The organism is Mediterranea sp. ET5, from assembly GCF_023337025.1.
Taxonomy (GTDB): domain Bacteria; phylum Bacteroidota; class Bacteroidia; order Bacteroidales; family Bacteroidaceae; genus Phocaeicola_A.
In genome coordinates, this window is sequence record NZ_JAMBLN010000010.1 from 114,499 (window position 1) to 130,553 (window position 16,055).

Sequence of the window (16,055 nt, forward strand, 5' to 3'; positions counted from 1 at the left end):
TACTTTCTAGTTAATCTCATCCCATCTTTGCTCAGTAAAATCATAATCGAAGCCGGTGTTCACCTGATGCTCTTCGATCTGCCCGTTACTGGTCTCAGGGTTCTTGATATCCACAGAAGAGGCACAGATGCCACTTTCCAGGATTACCTGAGTCTTCTCCGTCTGAGGAGACTCATACGGTGCTTTCTCTTTGTCGTTTTTCATTGCAATAAAAATTAAATTGTTAAACTATAGTTTGAAGTCTCACTTTCTCTTTTTCTCTCGTCCGTATCCATACCGCCCGTACCCATAGCCGTACCCATACCCGTAGCCATAGCCGTGGCGGTGCGGGTCGACGCCGTTGAGCACGAGTGCCATGTTGTGGAGCTTCTTGTCCTCGTAGAGGCTCTCGATGTCGGGCAACTGACGGCGGTCGAGACGTCCCGAACGCACGACGAAGACGGTCAGGTCGGCTATGCGGTTGGCAATGGTCGCGTCCGCCACGATGCCCACGGGGACATTGTCGACGATGATGTAGTCATAGCGCGTGCGCAGCTCGGCTATCAAGATGTCGAGACGGCTGTCCAACAGCAACTCTGCCGGGTTCGGCGCCACGGGACCGGAGGCGATGATGTCGAAGTGCTCGCCCTTGCGGATGATGTCGTCGACCGTCACCGTCGTGTCGGCAAGGTAATTGGTCACACCCGTCCGGTGCTCGCCCAGGTGACGGCTCAGCGTCCCCTTGCGGATGTCGAGGTCGATGACCACCACCCGCTTGCGGGCATAGACGAAGCTCATTGCCAGGTTGCACGAGATGAACGTCTTGCCTGCCCCCTCATTGAACGAGGTGAAGGTGATGACCTGCGTCGGACGGTCCTTGCGCGACATGAACGCCATGTTCGTGCGCAGGATACGGAATGCCTCGGAGACGATGCTGTCGTCCTGACCCACGGAAGCCTTCGCGGTGCGTCCGTGCTGCCTTGCTGCCTCCTTGTCGAGCGGAATCTCGCCGAGGAACGGCACGCTCACCGCCTTCTCGATGTCCTTCCGTCCGTGAACCCGGGTGTCAAGGAAGAGCACCAGCAGGCAGCCCACGCCCGGCAGGGCAATGCCCACGAGCAAGCCCAGGAGCAGGATGCGGTTGCGGCGCGGCGAGATGGGGCTGTCGCCACCCTCGGCACTGTCGATGATGCGGGCGTTGTTGTCCGCCATCGCCTGGGAGAGGGCGTTCTCCTCCCGTCGGTTGAGCAGGAAGAGGTAGAGCGACTCCTTGATTTTCTGCTGACGTTCGATGGAGAGCATCTGGCGCTCCTTCGTCGGGATGGACGTCACGCGGCTCTGGGCATGCATCTCACGGTTCTGCGCGTCGTTGCGCTTCACGTTGAGGCTGACAATCATGTTGTCCACCGCACGGATGATGGTCTGCTTCATGGCACGGAGCGAGTTGTTCAGCTCCTCCACCACGGGGTTCTTCTCGCTGCTGTCGCTGATGAGGCGGTCGCGCTTGAGCTTCGCCGTGTTGTAGAGGTTGATCTGGCTCTCGATGTTCATGTCGCTCAGTCCCGTGTTCGAGGGGATGAGGTCGGTCTCCTTCGAGGGGTCGGTCAGGTAGTCCTTGATGAAGTTCGCCAGCCGGAGCTGCGTCTCCAGTTCCAGCGCGTCGGCGTTGTACTTCTGCGACTCGGTCATGTACATGCCGGCGGCGGACGAGATGTCCACAATCTGGTTGCTGCGCTTGAACGACTCCAGGTCCGACTCCACGCCGCCCAGCTCACGCTCGATGATGATGAGGCGCTCGTTGATGAAGTTCGCCGTGTTGACAGCCACCTGGTTCTTGTCCTTGATTGCCTCCTCGTTGTAGACGGTGATGAGCATGTTGAGCACATCCTCCGCCCGGACGGGCGAGCTGTCCTTCAGCGCGAGAGTGAGGATGGACGACTCCTCCTCTTCCTGCTGGATGCCCAGCGCCCCCTTGTAGCGGTTCACGACCGACTCCAATGGACGCTTCTGCACGCGGATGGGCACATCGGTCCACGAGGCGGCGTAGTAGTTCGTCGGGGTCACGACAAGCCGCTGCCCGTGCACCCGGACGGTGTCACCCATCGCCACGGTGCAGGTGCTGTCAGCCTCCATCCACGAGAAGCGCGAGAGGGTGACCGACCGTTCGCTCTTCGGCTGAACCGTCAGTGCCAGCCCCTGTTCGGGCATCGCGTCGGGAAAGCTCAGCCGCACGGGCGACTGGGTGTAGAGTTCATTGTAGCGCAGGCCGTCCTGTATCAGGTAGTCCACGTCGGCATGGACGCGCTGCACCACTTCACGCATGAGCTTCTTCGAGCGGAACTGGAGAATCTCGTTCGCCACGTTGACCTTGTTGATGAAGTTGTCGTAGCGGTCGAGCCCGGCAGTCGAGGTCTTGTTCGAGGGGTCCTTGATGATGACCGTCGCCGAACGGAAGTAGACCAGCGGCGAGCGGGCATAGCTGAGCCACGCCAGTCCGCCGCAGACCAACACGGAAATCAGGAACCACTTCCACTTGGAAGCGAAATACACGAGCAGGTCCACCACATTGATGCCCTGTTCGTTTCGGTTGTTGTTACTGGTTGTTTGCATGGGTATGTATCAGGTGACAAGAAACTATTTCGTTGCCCAGATGATCGAGCAGGCAGCCGTGACTGCAGAGAGCATGGTCGTGCCGATCTGCCATCCGCGCTCCTCGTTGTCCTTCTTCCGGTACTTCGGCTCGACGTAGACGATGTCGTTCTGTTGCAGGTAGAAGCAGGGGGAGTCGAAGAGGTCCTTGCTGCGCAGGTCGTGCATGAACATCTGCCGTTCGCCGTTCGACTCGCGGATGACCGCCACCCGGTTCGTGCGCGCCTTCGCATCGAGGTCGCCCGCCTTGGCTATCGCCTCCAGCAGGGTGACGCGGTCGCCGTCGACGGAGAACGTCCCGTTGTTTGCCACCGCGCCGAGCACGGTATATTTGAAGTTGAGGAACTCGATGGACACCAGGGGGTCCTTCATGTAGTCACCTTCGATGAGGCGGGTCTTGATGAGGTTCGTCACCTCGCTGACCTTCAGTCCTTCGACATGCAGTTTGCCCAGGATGGGGAAGTCGATGTTTCCCTCCACATCCACGCGGTAGCCCTTCTCGTTCACCCGTGTGGCAGCGTCAGCCGTCACGTTGCCGTCGGCGCCCACATGGAACGTCCCCCCGTAGATGTTGAACGGGATGGCAAGTTCCGGGTTCTTGCAGCTGACGGTGATGCTCAGACGGTCGTCGCGGTGGACCACGGCTTCATAGCCGGCATCATAAGGATACTTCTCGCCCATCTGCATGTCCTGCAAGTAAACAAAGTTCTTGCGCGATGCGCAGGAAGTCAAGAGTAACACGGCAAGCAGACTGAGGCTTGCCCAGAGTTTCGGTTTGTTCATTGTGTTTTTATTATTGATTTTGATGAATAGCGTTTCAAGTGCCGTTCGTATCGCGTTCAAGTGCCGTCCGTATCGCGTTCAAACGCCGCATGGACGGACCAAAGTATAATACTTAGGTAGGCTAAGTATAATACTTAGGGTGCCTAAGTATTATACTTTGGTCTGTACATGCCCGGGGTTAATCGCGTACAGGTTCTGCCAGCACAGCGTTGCAGCCGCTTCGTCAGGCAGACACTCCAGCGTGCCGACCGTCACCCGCTCGGTGAGACGGGCGAGGGTGTCGCACAAGGCACCGTTCAGCCGCTCGTCGTCGGTGATGACCGAGCAGCCCGGATAAAGGACCACAAAGGCGTCCACCTCCCGGCGGCGTACGAACCGGTTCGCCGGGGCTTGCGACAGGCGCACCATGCCGCCAATGGGGTATGAGAGGTTCCGGTAGCACGGGGTCTTGCCGCTCCACGGTGTGCCGTATGCCACCGCCTCGTCGCCCACCAGGCGCACCGCCGGATTGTCGTCGTTGAGCAAGGTGCAGCCGGGGATATGCTTCAGCCACAAGGCGGAGTGTGTGCTCTTGCCCGTGCCGCTCTTGCCCATGAAGAGGTAAGCCCGTCCGTCGTGACAGACTGCCGAGGCATGGATGGACACGCCCCCGTGAAGCAGGATGGCTTGCGAGAAGACAATGCGGAGCATCGACGAGAGCACCTGTCCGGCATCCGGCTCGCGCCAGTCCAGACAAGCCGTCGCCCGGGAGAAATCGCGCGCTGCCAGCAGACGGTGCACCACGCTTCCGCCGACGGAGAGGATGTCCACGCGGTAGGTATCCATGCAATCATAGAGACGGACACACCCCATGTCGTTCAGCGTCTCGTCCGCCAGCCGCCCCTCGGGGAAAGGGACCGGCGAAGCCAGCGCCTCGAACCGGAACAGTTCTTCGCCCGCCTCCTCTTCCGCCTGACAGCGGAACGGACGGAACGAGGGCAACAGGGTGTCGGCATCGCAGCCGGCAGGCAGGTAGACCGTCAGCCGGAATCCTGCCACGCAACAGGTCATCACAGATGGAAGCATAAGATTCTGTTTAGGTAATCAGTTATCAGTTTTCGTGGAACGCAGGTTGTTCCGCAACAGGCCGGTGAACAGCCAGAACGCCTCCCTCGGCGCATACGTCCGAGCAAAGCGGACATTGCGCAGGAAGGAGCGGGACGTCTGCCACTTCCGTTGCAGCCACGACCTGCCGGCACCGCTCCGACCCTCCAGGAACAGCCCGAAGTTGCCGCCCCGCCGCACGATGTCGAGCAAGGGTTCAGCCGACGGGGCCTGTGCCGGGTAAGGCAGGCAGCCGGGGTCCAGCCCCAGGTGCTCCACCAGAAAAGCGTGCAGGAGCGGTGCCCAGCGCGTCAGTCCCAGGGAACGGCATGCCGCCTCCATCTCACGGGCATCCACCTCGCCGTGCAGGCAGTGGCAGGCACGCGCCATGTCGCAGAGCTGCCGCAGCCCGATGCCCCAGCCCAAGGCATGCTTGAGGATGTGCAGGTTGAGCAGCAGCAGGTTGAGGAAGGGAGCCGGCACGGTGATGTCCACCGGGACGTCAGCCGACAGCTGCCGGGAGCAGTAGCCCCAACGCTCTTCCAGCCGTGCCGCCTTCGTCCGCAGGAACGGGTTGTGAAGGTCGAACAGGCGGGTGTGATGCTCCACCTCCACACCCTGCCACACGTAGCTCAGGCTGCGGTCGGGCATCTCCTCCACCTCGATGCCGCGTGCCTGCATGCAGAGACGCGCCAGGCGGAAGGAGACGGGGTTGGTGAAATAGAAGTCGATGTCGCCACTCTCGCGCAACAGCGGACTGGCATAGAACTGTGCCACGCCCTGACCCTTCTGCAGGATGGGGTTCAGCTCCCGCGACACATAGAGCGTGTAGAGGTTGCCGAGCACCCGGTTCATCAGGCGGTTGCGTTCCTCGATGCGGTCTGCCGTCACCACCCAGCGCATGAGGAGCGCCGACGGGGGCAGCAGCTCGTCGGGCAGGAACTGGAGTCCGCGGAACACGATGCCCGCCACGGTCTGGCGGCGCGACAGGGTGTAGACCCGTTCCCAGGCACCGGCTGACAGGGGGAAGCCTTCCCAACGGTCCGGCTCACGCTCCCACAGCCCGGCACGCAGGAGGACGAGCAGGGCGGCAAAGTCCTTATCGGGCATCCGCCTCCCCTCCCTCCTCGACCAGCAGGCCGAAGCCAGTCCAGCTGTCCAACAATCGTTTCACATCGGCAAGAGCCGTATCCCGGTCGACTTCGTAGTTGTCGCACAACCACTCCGCCAGGGCTTCGGGAGTGGAGCAGCCTTCGTTCATCTGCTGCCAGATGTCCGCCGCCGTCCGGTTCATGCGGAAGACGTGCGAGAGGTTGACTTGTTCCGTCCAGCTGTCGACAATCATGTACTGGCTGCCGATGCGGCGGAGTTGCAGGTTTTGTTTCGGACGCATAGTTGTAAATGAGTTAACAGGAATCAAAACTTCTTTCCTCCCAGGATGGACGTCACGGTGAGGAAGATGATTTTCGCATCGAGCCACAGCGAGCGGGTGGCGAGGTAGTGCAGGTCCATCCGCAGGCGGCGGAGCATCTTCTCCATCGTGTCGGTGTAGCCGTTGTAGAGCGTCGCCTCGGAGAAGAGTCCCGGACGCAGCCGGTAGAGCAGTTCGTAGTCGGGGTTGACCGCCTTGATTTTCTCCACGAAGTACGGACGTTCGGGGCGGGGACCCACGAAGCTCATCTCCCCCTTGAAGACGTTCCACAGCTGGGGCAGCTCGTCGAGGTGATGCTCCCGCAGGAAGCGTCCCACCCGGGTGAGCCGTTCGTCGTCCTTCTGACACAAGGCAGGCTTGCCATCCTCCTCCGACGTCACCCGCATCGAACGGAACTTGTAGAGGGTGAACGTCCGTCCGCGATAACCCACCCGCTCCTGACGGAAGATGGCGGGGCCGCGGTCCTCGCTCTTGATGGCTGCATAGATGGCAAGGAAGGCAGGCGAGAACACAATCATTCCCAGGGCGCTGCCCACCACGTCGAACAGCCGCTTCACGCAACACGCGGCAGGCGACATGGCATCTTCATAACAACCGGACTCTTTCGCCGTGCTTATCTCTACCAACGACACGGCATTTGCTTTAGCATCATTCATAGGTCGAAATACATTTTTACGCATGATTCTATCATCTGTTTCTTTGTGAATGTCTCTTCATAGCGCCGCTTCGCTCCCCCGGCGTAACGGCTGTAAGTCTCTTCGTCGTCGCAGACGGCACGGATGGCCGCTGCAAGTTCCTTCGGGCGGCAAGGCTCCACGTTGATGCCCGACACCCCTTCGGCATTGACCCACGACACCCCCGAGCCGGGGATGCGGGTCGCCACCACGGGACGTCCGCACGACATGGCTTCAATCTGCACGATGCCGAAGGCTTCCGTCTTCTGCACGCTGCTCAGGCAGAACACCCGGCACGCACCGTAGCAGGCAGGCAGGTCGGCATCGCTCACGTGGCCCAGCAGCTTCACCCGTCCGTGCAGCCCGAGGTTGTCAATCTGTGCCTGCAGTTCGTCGTGCAGGCTGCCCGTGCCACCGATGAGCACCACGTAGCTGTCGTCGAGGAAACGCGCCGCCTCGACCAGGTGACGGTAACCCTTGTAAGGCACCAGCCTGCCGAGGGAGAAGACAATCTTCCTGCCCGGATAGGCAGCCCGTAGGGTCTCCACGGCTTCCGCATCGGGACACATCGGGTCGATGCCGATGGGGATGCAGCGGGTCTTCGCCTGCACCTCCTTCAGGAAAGGCGACTCGGCGAGGTAGACGGGCGTCGTGCCCACGATGCAGTCGGCGCGGCGCACCAGCCAGTCCTGCAACGGACGGTAGAAGCGCAACAGGAGCTTCTGTTTCTGGATGTCGCTGTGCCAATGGAGGACCACCTTGCCGCGGTAGCCCGAGAGGAACAGCGCCAGGCACGCCATCGGGTCGGGATGGTGCACGTGGATGATATCATAGTCGCGGCAGACCTTCCGCAAGGTCACGACCAGCGAGGGGGAAATCATGGTGGCAGCCACCTTCGCCCAGGCAGGACACGCCGTCAGCCGGGCATGCGGATTGAGCTGCGTCACGCCGCCCCTGCCCTCGCCCGCCGCACACAGCATGTCGCAGTCGATGCCTTCGGCGGACAGTCCCAGCATGAGGTCGTACATGACCTTCTCCACCCCGCCTCTGACGGGATAGAACTTTCCCAATTGTAATACTCTTAATGCTTTCATCTCTTCTGATTTAGTTGCCGGCCAACAGCCGCTTGTGGGCTTCAATCACCTCGGGATGGTTCCGGCGGATGTATCCCCCGACGCTGTTGTAGGTCAGTCCCAGGCGTCGGGCGATGGACTTCAGGTCTTCGGGAGTGGTGCGATAGAGGTGCACCGCCTCGGCATACTTCTCCCGGCTTCCGTGTGCCACCCGTCTGCCATCCGTCGTGCGGGTCGTTGCCAGCTGACGGGCAAGCTCCGGCTCGTGCTTGTGGAGGTACTGACGGAAGGCTTCCGCCTGCAGCCCGAACTCCTTCGCCACGTGGGCAATGGGGCGCGGAGCGGCTTTCAGGCTTCCGACGGCAGCACCATACTTGACCGACGGGGCGCTCACGGTCCGTTGCAGTCCGGGATGCCACTGGTTGAGGTAGGCACGGAAGCCTTCGACGGTGACACCCGTACGGCGGGCAATCTCCTTCAGCGTGAGAGCCGTCCCGCGGTAGAGGTCCAGCGCACCGGCATAACGCTCCACTGTCGCGGGGAGAGGCAGGTGGCGGCTGCCGTTGCCCACCAGACGGCCCGCCTGCTTCGGACGTCGCGCCAACGCCTGTTCGCGTTCGCAACGTTTCCGGTCCACAATGTCACGGTGGTAGTAGCGCAGGTGCTGCCCCAGTCCGCTGACCGACACCCGACACAGCTCCGCCACCTCATCGAGGGTCAGCTCGGAGGTGCGGTACAGCTCGACCGCTCCTGCATATTGTTCCGAACATTCCGGGCGTGCCCCGCGCCGGATGTTGTCGTTGATGCCCAGTTTGCGGCGCAGTGCTTCACGCCTGACGGGAATGTCCGGATAATGGGTTCTCATGAAATTGGCAAGTGCCGTGCCGTCCACGCGGAACTTCCGCGCCACCTGCGAGACGTTCAGGTCGATGTATTCCATCATGTCGCACGCCGCCACGGCTTCCTTGTATTTGGCATGTGCAGGAGCCGTCTGACGTCCTGCCGCCTTGATGCATCCGTCCTCCTCCATGCCGTTGCGACGCAGCACCAGCTCGCGCCGGTACCGCCTCAGGTAGGCACCCAGCGCCGTAGCCGAGACGCCACACTCCCCCGCAATGTCCTTCAGCGAACGCTCGGTGGAGGTATAGAGGGTGACGGCTTGGGCGTACTTTTGGTGGAGGGTCAGGGTAGGCAAGCTATCCGTCATTGCAATAACAAATCAAACAATTCTTTCCACGAAGATGCGGTAGGAGAAGCAACCGCCTGTTGGGGTACAACGGTCAAAAAGGAAGCATCATTCAACACCAATCGCTTCATGTATTCCTTTAAGGCTTCTGCATCCTCCACATCGAAGAAGGCAGTCTGCCGGCTTCCCGCGGCAGTCTCATGGGCATACGGGAGGTCTGCCAGCAACATGGGCTTTCCAAACCCAGCGAACTCACTGATTGGCAGTCCCCATGTTTCTACTCTGGAGGGAAAGACGAGGCAATCAGCCTGTTCGTAGGTAGCATAGAGTTTCTGCTGATTCATAAATCCGGCAAACTGTACAGACTCCAAACAGCCCCATTTCTCATAAAGCCAACGGGCGTATTTGTTTTCCGTCCCGGACAGGGTCAGCACCACATCGAATCTATCTGTGCCTATCTCCTGCTCCAGCCTTGCCGCGGCACGGCAAAGCGTTTCAAAATTCTTGTGGCAATCTGCAGTCGCCACACAAATGAACGTATACCGTTTGCTGCTGCGTGTGCAAGCTATCTTCGGGACCTGCCGCCTTTCAGGGGGAGCTACGACAAAAGAATCAACCGGCAATCCAAACATCCTGGCAAATCCTTGACGCAACCATTCAGCCTGAACAATCAGACAAGTATTACGCTTGATGTTTACCCGATAGGCAAACTTGGTAAACCACGCAAACAGGACAATCTTATAATCGAATCTGAAGTCTTGCCATTTCCATTTCAGGAACGGGAAAGAGGTCTGACAATAGACAGCTTGTCTTTCAGCCTTGACACGAGGAGTCGTATCATGAAGCGACAACCATAAATACACGGGAGCTATCTGCTTGGAAATACGGTACATCGTAACATACTCACACCACAGACGCCTGCCCCACCCTTTGACTGTCCTTGGTTTCTCTATATATTCAATTCCCTGATAACATGCCAGTTCCTTTTTATGGACCAAAGCTATCACTCTGTATTGCTCAGAGGACTGCACCAGTGTGGAAAGATAGGCCAGGCAATTCCGCAGAATGGTAAGCGTACCACCTTTGCGAATATTCACAGCCGAAACAACAATGGTTTTCATTTCTTCAGACTACAACACCGGAACATGTCAAGCCACTGTTTCATGACCGTCTCTTCACTATAACGGAAAGAAGCCTCTTTGGCTTTTCGTCCCATCTGTTTCCGTAAGGATTCATTCCCCATCAACACCGCCATCTGCCGAGCCAATCCCTGAATGTCTCCTTCCTCCACCAAATAACCGGTTACGCCCTCCTCTACAATGTCTTTGGGACCGCATTTACAGGTAAACGACACAACAGGTAAACCGAAAGCCTGCGCTTCCAACAATACCATCGGCAAGCCTTCATAGCGGGAGGAAAGAACAAACAAGGAAGCTTCCTGATAGACTCTCTCAATATTCCGAGTCGGACTCACCAAGGCAATCTGTTGTTCCAGTCCATATAGCTGGATTTGCCGTTGCAAGCCGCTCCGTTCTTCCCCATCGCCCACAATATCCAACTTCCAGTCCGGGAATTGTGGTGCCAGCATATTCCAAGCATCTATCAAACGCTCAAATCCTTTCTGATGAGTATATCGCCCAATGGCTACAACCTTTTTGTTCTCCAGCGATGAAACTTGCGAGGTCGAAAAAGTAAGTGCATTGGGTATCACCCTGATATTTGACAGAGCTCCCCAATAGCCACGGTCTTCTTCAGTCAACACGATAAATTTGTCGAACCGCTGGACGGTCTTCTCATCCTGTTTGCTACGCCACCAATCAGCCAATCGCCACAATCCCTTACGTCCATATTGCATACGCTTGAATTTGGAAAAGTGGATTTCCAGCAACTTTGCACTTCCATCCTTAATACCGGGAATAAAATGCGCGTCATTACAAAACATTGAAATGGTCACATCCGGATGCTCCCGAAACAATAGCTGCTTCAAACGCCTCTTGTGCTTATACTGCTTTAACGGGTAATGTACGAGCTTATTCAGAAACGATTTCCCGTTGTTCTCTTCATAGTTTACATGCAAGTCTATGCACCGGATTCGTGGGTCCAACTCGAAAAAGGAGGGCAATCCCCGTTGGTCGGTCGTTACAATCACCACATCCATGCCATGTGCAACCAGATAATTGGCTTTGTTTGTCAGCACACGCTCCATTCCTCCGGCATGGCAAGTCCCGGCTATGCAATACAGGATTTTCATTTTACTACTTACTGGGGCATGGTTTTACGTCTTCTTCCTTATCTTTATCTATCATCAGGAATAAAGCGAAGACCAGGAAAATGTCTGTTGCGACCTTGAACCATACAATAAAGTTAACCAGTAACAACAGCAGGAACAAGGCCCTGTCTGTCCGAAACTTGTGCGAACAAATCAAAGCGGACTTCACGATAACCGCACTGATTGCCAACAAACCGACAAGACCGAAATAGAATATGAAACGTAAATAACCGACATCTGTTCCCATGTAATAGCCTCCAACGACCTCACCGATAAACAGAGGGTCAACATCACGAGGATTGGAAAAATAGCCATCACCAATCAGCCAGGTCTTTACTGTCTCGGGAAATACATACATCGTCTCCAATTTCTCATTGGAAGCAATCAGCCACTCTCCATTTTCCACCAGATTAAAGAAACCTTCAAAAGCAAAACGCAGATTCTTGTGAACCTCGAAAATGTTATAGTAGGCCCAAACCGCCAAAGGAATAGCTATCACCACAAAAGCAGACAGCCATATCCAGAATCGCCTTCCGTCGGTAGAAAGATGGAGCGTATGTATCTTAGTCATGTACAAAGCATACAACAAGGCTATCAAAGCGCCCACATAGGTCGTACGTGCAATCATGCTGCCTGCAACTGCAATTACCAGAAAAGCCAGCACATAAATCCAATAATATCTTCTGCCTATATTGTGATGCAATAATACAACCATAATCATCACCAGTACCGTCGAGAAACGTGAACCGGCCACGTCCAAGGAAGCACCGATACCATACAAGCGTTTCACACGCTGTTCGTTCAAGAAATCCTGCCCTTGCTCGATATATGTATCAATTACCTCTTTGGCTGGAGTATACAAGTCGAAAAATAAAGCCAATATACATTGAGAGACACAGACTGCTATCAAATAGTTACACACCAGCTTGACCGTCACATCCCCATGCACACATTTCATCAACATCACGACGGCATAAGCACCTCCCAACCAGACCCACATGGAAACCAAATACCCGGCATAAGCATAATCAGGTGTATTATTATAAGTTATCGAGAACAGTCCTATCAATGAAACCATAGCGGCCCCGATTGACAGAAAGAACATGTCCTTGTTTATTGAAGCATTTCGTCCCCGTCCCAAACGCATCATATAAACCATCAACCCCACTACTGCCAGCATCATCTTTGTATTCACATCAGGCAATATCTTAAATGAGAAAGGAAAGAAATAGAGGCTGGTAACAATTATCACCAAAAGAGTTAATATGCTTCGTATCATCACTTGTATATTATGCCATACATCAATTTATATACTAACTTGTAGTGTAGCCAAAGTAACCAATAGTGCCCGTGCAATGCTGCAAGTTGTAACAGCCAACTCCTTAACGAGAGTTGTCTGAACCGTGAAATGAACGGATTGGCTTCCGGGAAACAATTCTTCCATAAACGATACTGACTCCAATCATCACCTATCAGAAAAGGATATTTCACTGTGAGCTTGAAAGTCCCTATCTCCCCCTCCAACGTACTTCCATATCTCTTCTGTAAGAAGCTTACTGTTTCCGCCGTATTATGCAGCACCGCACTCAGATGCCTTTCAGACATCGTATTGGTAAATGCCTCACGGTTCAATTTCACATAATGATAAAATGCCCGAGGTACATAAGCCACCTGACCGGCACATGCGAACAGACGGATCATCGTCATGTCTTCACCCATGCCATATCCGGCAGGAAACCAAATGTCATTCAGCGTATAAAGTTCACGTCTGACCAGTTTATTCCAAACATTATATTTCATACGACCATTCAATATACCCTTCAGTGCCTCATAAGCCGTCGGATAAGCAGGTTGCTTCATATAACGTTCGTTGTGCTCAAAAGATAAGAACCAGTCACACCAGACTATATCTGCATCATTTGCTTTCGCCGCCCTGTACATGGTCTCCAGCGCATCAGGCTCCAAATAGTCATCGCTGTCACAATGATAGATGTATTCACCCGTTGCAACTCTCAATCCGGTATTGCGTGCTGCCGGCAACCCCTGGTTTACCTCATGGTTCAATATATGAACCTGCGCCTTGCGTTCGGGAAAATTATTCAAGGCCAATTGCAACAGCACCATGCTATCATCCGGGGTTGCATCATTGACGAAGATGAACTCTACCTCTTCCATCGTCTGTTGCATCAAAGAATTGACACAACGCACAATGAATTCTTCAACTTTATAAATTGGAATGATGACGGAAATCATTTTCTTATCTTCGAAACGAACTTTCCAGCTTGAAGTAATATTCTCTTTACCAAACTAAGCCTATAGGAGTCAATACGATATTTCCAAGGCATATTGTGGCGGATTTCTCCAAAATAAGCTTGATTGATAGAAGAAGAGAACGACTCTATGTTTGCATCTACCATATAGGGATAGACTGCATATAACCGGATTCCTTGTCTTCTGTATAAAGACCAATGATCAGCGACACAAGCCGGCAACTCGTTCTTCTCCAATATCCTTTTTGCTGCAGCTGAATTGATCAAATAAGCATATGCTCCCACTGCGTCATACACAGAAGCCAATTGTAAATGTCCGCTTATCTTACGAATACGATAATACCAGTAATCACCGGAAAGAAAAATGATTGCAGGCTCGTCCCTATTTATATAAGGTATAAGATTCGCTATTTCTTTCATATCTCCCAGAATCGTTATATCGTCCTCCAAAACCAAAGCATAATTCTGAGGCAATTTTGCTATTTTTTCATAGCATTGATAATGGCTCAACGTACAGCCTACCTCTCCACGATTTAATGGACGCCCATATCGTTTATAAGCTAAAGCTGTATCGAATCGTCCTCCAATTTCGTGCTCAGTCATCCTGCGACCATTGACAGCAGAAACAAAAGAATAAGCAAACATATCGGACATTGTCATAAGCATATTTTGCATATGCTCTTTTCTAGCTCTATCTTCTTCCAGGTTTATGATAAATGTAGTTATCTTTTCCATTTTACGATTTGAATTAAGGATTGTATGACAGGCAATAAGAAAGATAAAAAAGGTCTCATGATGATAGTCTGACAAATTTTATCCTTCCTGCTACATAAAGGATTGCTCCATATATATGCATTTGTTTCAGGGTATAATTCACGATATTCTCTCCACTTCTCTTTGTCCATTAGCCATCCACGTTTTCCACACAGCATCCTGTATGATAAAACATCTTTCAAGTCCTCATAAAGTCCTCTTTCTCTGAAAAATTCATTTATCCGACAATATATTCCAACCTGATCGTCAGTCATCTTCCGTATCTTCTCTCTATATTCAGGGATGTTGCAACCATAGAATTGACATTCGTCCTATTATAATGGTATAAAGCTTTGGGCAAATGAGCGACCTTAGACGCATAAGATAGCAAACGGACCGATAAACCATAATCCTCACAAAAGCTTAAGCCCTCATATCCACGAATCTGCCAGTCCTGATACAAATCTCGTTTAACAAGCATATTCCAAATGACTGTCCAACCACTCATGATATATGTTCTAAGCAACTGCAATTTATCTAAAGGGATATCTATCGCACTGCAATATTCAACAGACTCCTTTTTATGCATATAAAAATCACACCAACAAATATCACTGTGAGTTGATTCAGCCTCATCATATAAACGTTCATACATATCAGGCTCGACCCAATCATCACTATCACAATGACAAATATATTCCCCCGTTGCAGCTTCTATCCCGGTATTTCTAGCCGATGGCAATCCTTTATTCTGTTCATGCCTAAGAAACTTGACTTGGTGCACTCGATGTGGAAACTCCTTCAAGACCTCTCTCACAATCTGAATACTTCTATCAGGAGAAGAATCATCGACAAAAATGAACTCCATCTCCCTTAAAGTCTGCCCAAACAATGAACGAGCGCAACGCTCAATATACGATGCCACATTGTAGACAGGAATTATAACACTGACCTTACTTTTTGCCATAAATAAAGTAACGTATCAAAATCTTTATTCTTTTCCACAACGTGAGCTGGTCCAACTCATTCAGTTTGCTATAAAAGAAATCAAAATAGAACTTTTCATCAAAGTACGGAGACTTCCGATAATACTCCCACCAAATATCAAAGTTCACGCAATATTTTTTCCAAGGCTTATGACCATTAAAATGAATATTCCCAGAGTTTAGTCCATACTCCTTATCGCAATTCCTATAAGACTCTTTCACTTGTTCGAACTCATATAAGAAATAATAATAAGAATAATCTGTCATATTATAATACGGCTGCAAGTAACAAACCTTACCACAACATGCTATATTCAATATATCCTGATCCTGATATCTATACTTCCGCTGCGCCAATGTCTTGAACTGATTTACCATTCCAGCCTTACGCATCAACTTCGTATTCATCATAATAAAACCAGATTGTAAATACTGTCCTTGGCACAGTCCTGGAGTAGATGCTATATAATTCTTTCCGTCTATACTCAAATTGATTCCAAGGTCCTTGGTCGCTGCGAGCAAATATCCATCCAGATTCATTCGGTATAGCTCAAACAAGTCCATTCGGAATATAATATCTGCATCTGCATAAATAACTTTATCATATTCAGGTATTAGTTCCGGAATTAGCAGACGGTAATATGCCGCAGTCGTAATACCACGAATTTCAAACGCATTATCAAATGTTTCATCAACCTCCCGATAGTTTATCCTACAATTAGAATAATATTCAGATAATAAACCCAGCTTACTTTTATCCAAATTCTCATGGACAGAATGCAAGATAAAGATATCATAAAATGTCTCCTGATTCGCATTCTCCATCAATGATGAAATACAAACACAAGCAGGAAGCACCAGATTATTATCAAAAGCAAATGCTATAGGTACAACATTCATATTATCTTCTTGATTTTA

General features: G+C 52.7%; 16 protein-coding genes. All 16 read right to left on the bottom strand.

From position 1 onward, the window contains the following. Nucleotides 1-6 precede the first annotated feature (6 nt). A complete protein-coding gene (locus tag M3087_RS07840) occupies nt 7-204 on the bottom strand; it encodes a hypothetical protein (protein ID WP_249094833.1) in 198 nt (65 codons plus the stop codon). A gap of 39 nt (nt 205-243) precedes the next feature. Beyond that, complete coding sequence (locus M3087_RS07845; RefSeq protein ID WP_249094835.1) at nt 244-2,589, bottom strand: GumC family protein; 2,346 nt, start codon at nt 2,587-2,589, stop codon at nt 244-246. 24 nt (nt 2,590-2,613) lie between these two features. Next, on the bottom strand, nt 2,614-3,411 hold the full coding sequence (locus tag M3087_RS07850) for a polysaccharide biosynthesis/export family protein (protein WP_249094837.1): 798 nt from the start codon (nt 3,409-3,411) through the stop codon (nt 2,614-2,616). Between the two features lie 150 nt (nt 3,412-3,561). Then, nucleotides 3,562-4,476 (bottom strand): phosphoenolpyruvate carboxykinase, encoded by a 915-nt coding sequence (locus tag M3087_RS07855; RefSeq protein WP_249094838.1) that lies wholly within the window; start codon nt 4,474-4,476, stop codon nt 3,562-3,564. Between the two features lie 18 nt (nt 4,477-4,494). Further along, nucleotides 4,495-5,604: a nucleotidyltransferase family protein gene (locus M3087_RS07860; RefSeq protein ID WP_249094839.1), complete on the bottom strand. Its 1,110-nt coding sequence runs from the start codon at nt 5,602-5,604 to the stop codon at nt 4,495-4,497. Next, nucleotides 5,594-5,887: a PqqD family protein gene (locus M3087_RS07865; RefSeq protein WP_022384626.1), complete on the bottom strand. Its 294-nt coding sequence runs from the start codon at nt 5,885-5,887 to the stop codon at nt 5,594-5,596. Before M3087_RS07865 ends, M3087_RS07860 begins: the two co-directional genes overlap by 11 nt. Before the next feature lie 23 nt (nt 5,888-5,910). After that, nucleotides 5,911-6,504: a sugar transferase gene (locus M3087_RS07870; RefSeq protein WP_410796941.1), complete on the bottom strand. Its 594-nt coding sequence runs from the start codon at nt 6,502-6,504 to the stop codon at nt 5,911-5,913. Between the two features lie 74 nt (nt 6,505-6,578). Continuing rightward, nucleotides 6,579-7,694, bottom strand: coding sequence for a glycosyltransferase (locus M3087_RS07875; RefSeq protein WP_249094844.1), 1,116 nt, complete (start codon nt 7,692-7,694; stop codon nt 6,579-6,581). 10 nt (nt 7,695-7,704) lie between these two features. Then, a complete protein-coding gene (locus M3087_RS07880; protein ID WP_249094845.1) occupies nt 7,705-8,880 on the bottom strand; it encodes a hypothetical protein in 1,176 nt (391 codons plus the stop codon). Then, nucleotides 8,877-9,980 carry a glycosyltransferase family 4 protein gene (locus M3087_RS07885; protein ID WP_249094847.1) on the bottom strand — a complete coding sequence of 368 codons (1,104 nt, stop codon included), beginning with the start codon at nt 9,978-9,980 and terminating at the stop codon, nt 8,877-8,879. The genes M3087_RS07880 and M3087_RS07885 overlap by 4 nt, the downstream gene beginning before the upstream one ends. After that, on the bottom strand, nt 9,977-11,110 hold the full coding sequence (locus tag M3087_RS07890; RefSeq protein WP_249094848.1) for a glycosyltransferase family 4 protein: 1,134 nt from the start codon (nt 11,108-11,110) through the stop codon (nt 9,977-9,979). The genes M3087_RS07885 and M3087_RS07890 overlap by 4 nt, the downstream gene beginning before the upstream one ends. A gap of 4 nt (nt 11,111-11,114) precedes the next feature. Beyond that, on the bottom strand, nt 11,115-12,407 hold the full coding sequence (locus M3087_RS07895) for a hypothetical protein (protein ID WP_249094851.1): 1,293 nt from the start codon (nt 12,405-12,407) through the stop codon (nt 11,115-11,117). Next, entirely contained in the window at nt 12,407-13,381 is a 975-nt protein-coding gene (locus M3087_RS07900) for a glycosyltransferase family 2 protein (protein ID WP_249094852.1), read from the bottom strand. The genes M3087_RS07895 and M3087_RS07900 overlap by 1 nt, the downstream gene beginning before the upstream one ends. Beyond that, nucleotides 13,378-14,133 (bottom strand): glycosyltransferase family 25 protein, encoded by a 756-nt coding sequence (locus M3087_RS07905; protein ID WP_157948252.1) that lies wholly within the window; start codon nt 14,131-14,133, stop codon nt 13,378-13,380. The genes M3087_RS07900 and M3087_RS07905 overlap by 4 nt, the downstream gene beginning before the upstream one ends. 289 nt (nt 14,134-14,422) lie before the next feature. Then, a complete protein-coding gene (locus M3087_RS07910; RefSeq protein ID WP_249094854.1) occupies nt 14,423-15,118 on the bottom strand; it encodes a glycosyltransferase family 2 protein in 696 nt (231 codons plus the stop codon). Next, nucleotides 15,105-16,037: a glycosyltransferase family 8 protein gene (locus M3087_RS07915; RefSeq protein WP_249094856.1), complete on the bottom strand. Its 933-nt coding sequence runs from the start codon at nt 16,035-16,037 to the stop codon at nt 15,105-15,107. Before M3087_RS07915 ends, M3087_RS07910 begins: the two co-directional genes overlap by 14 nt. Nucleotides 16,038-16,055: the final 18 nt, after the last annotated feature.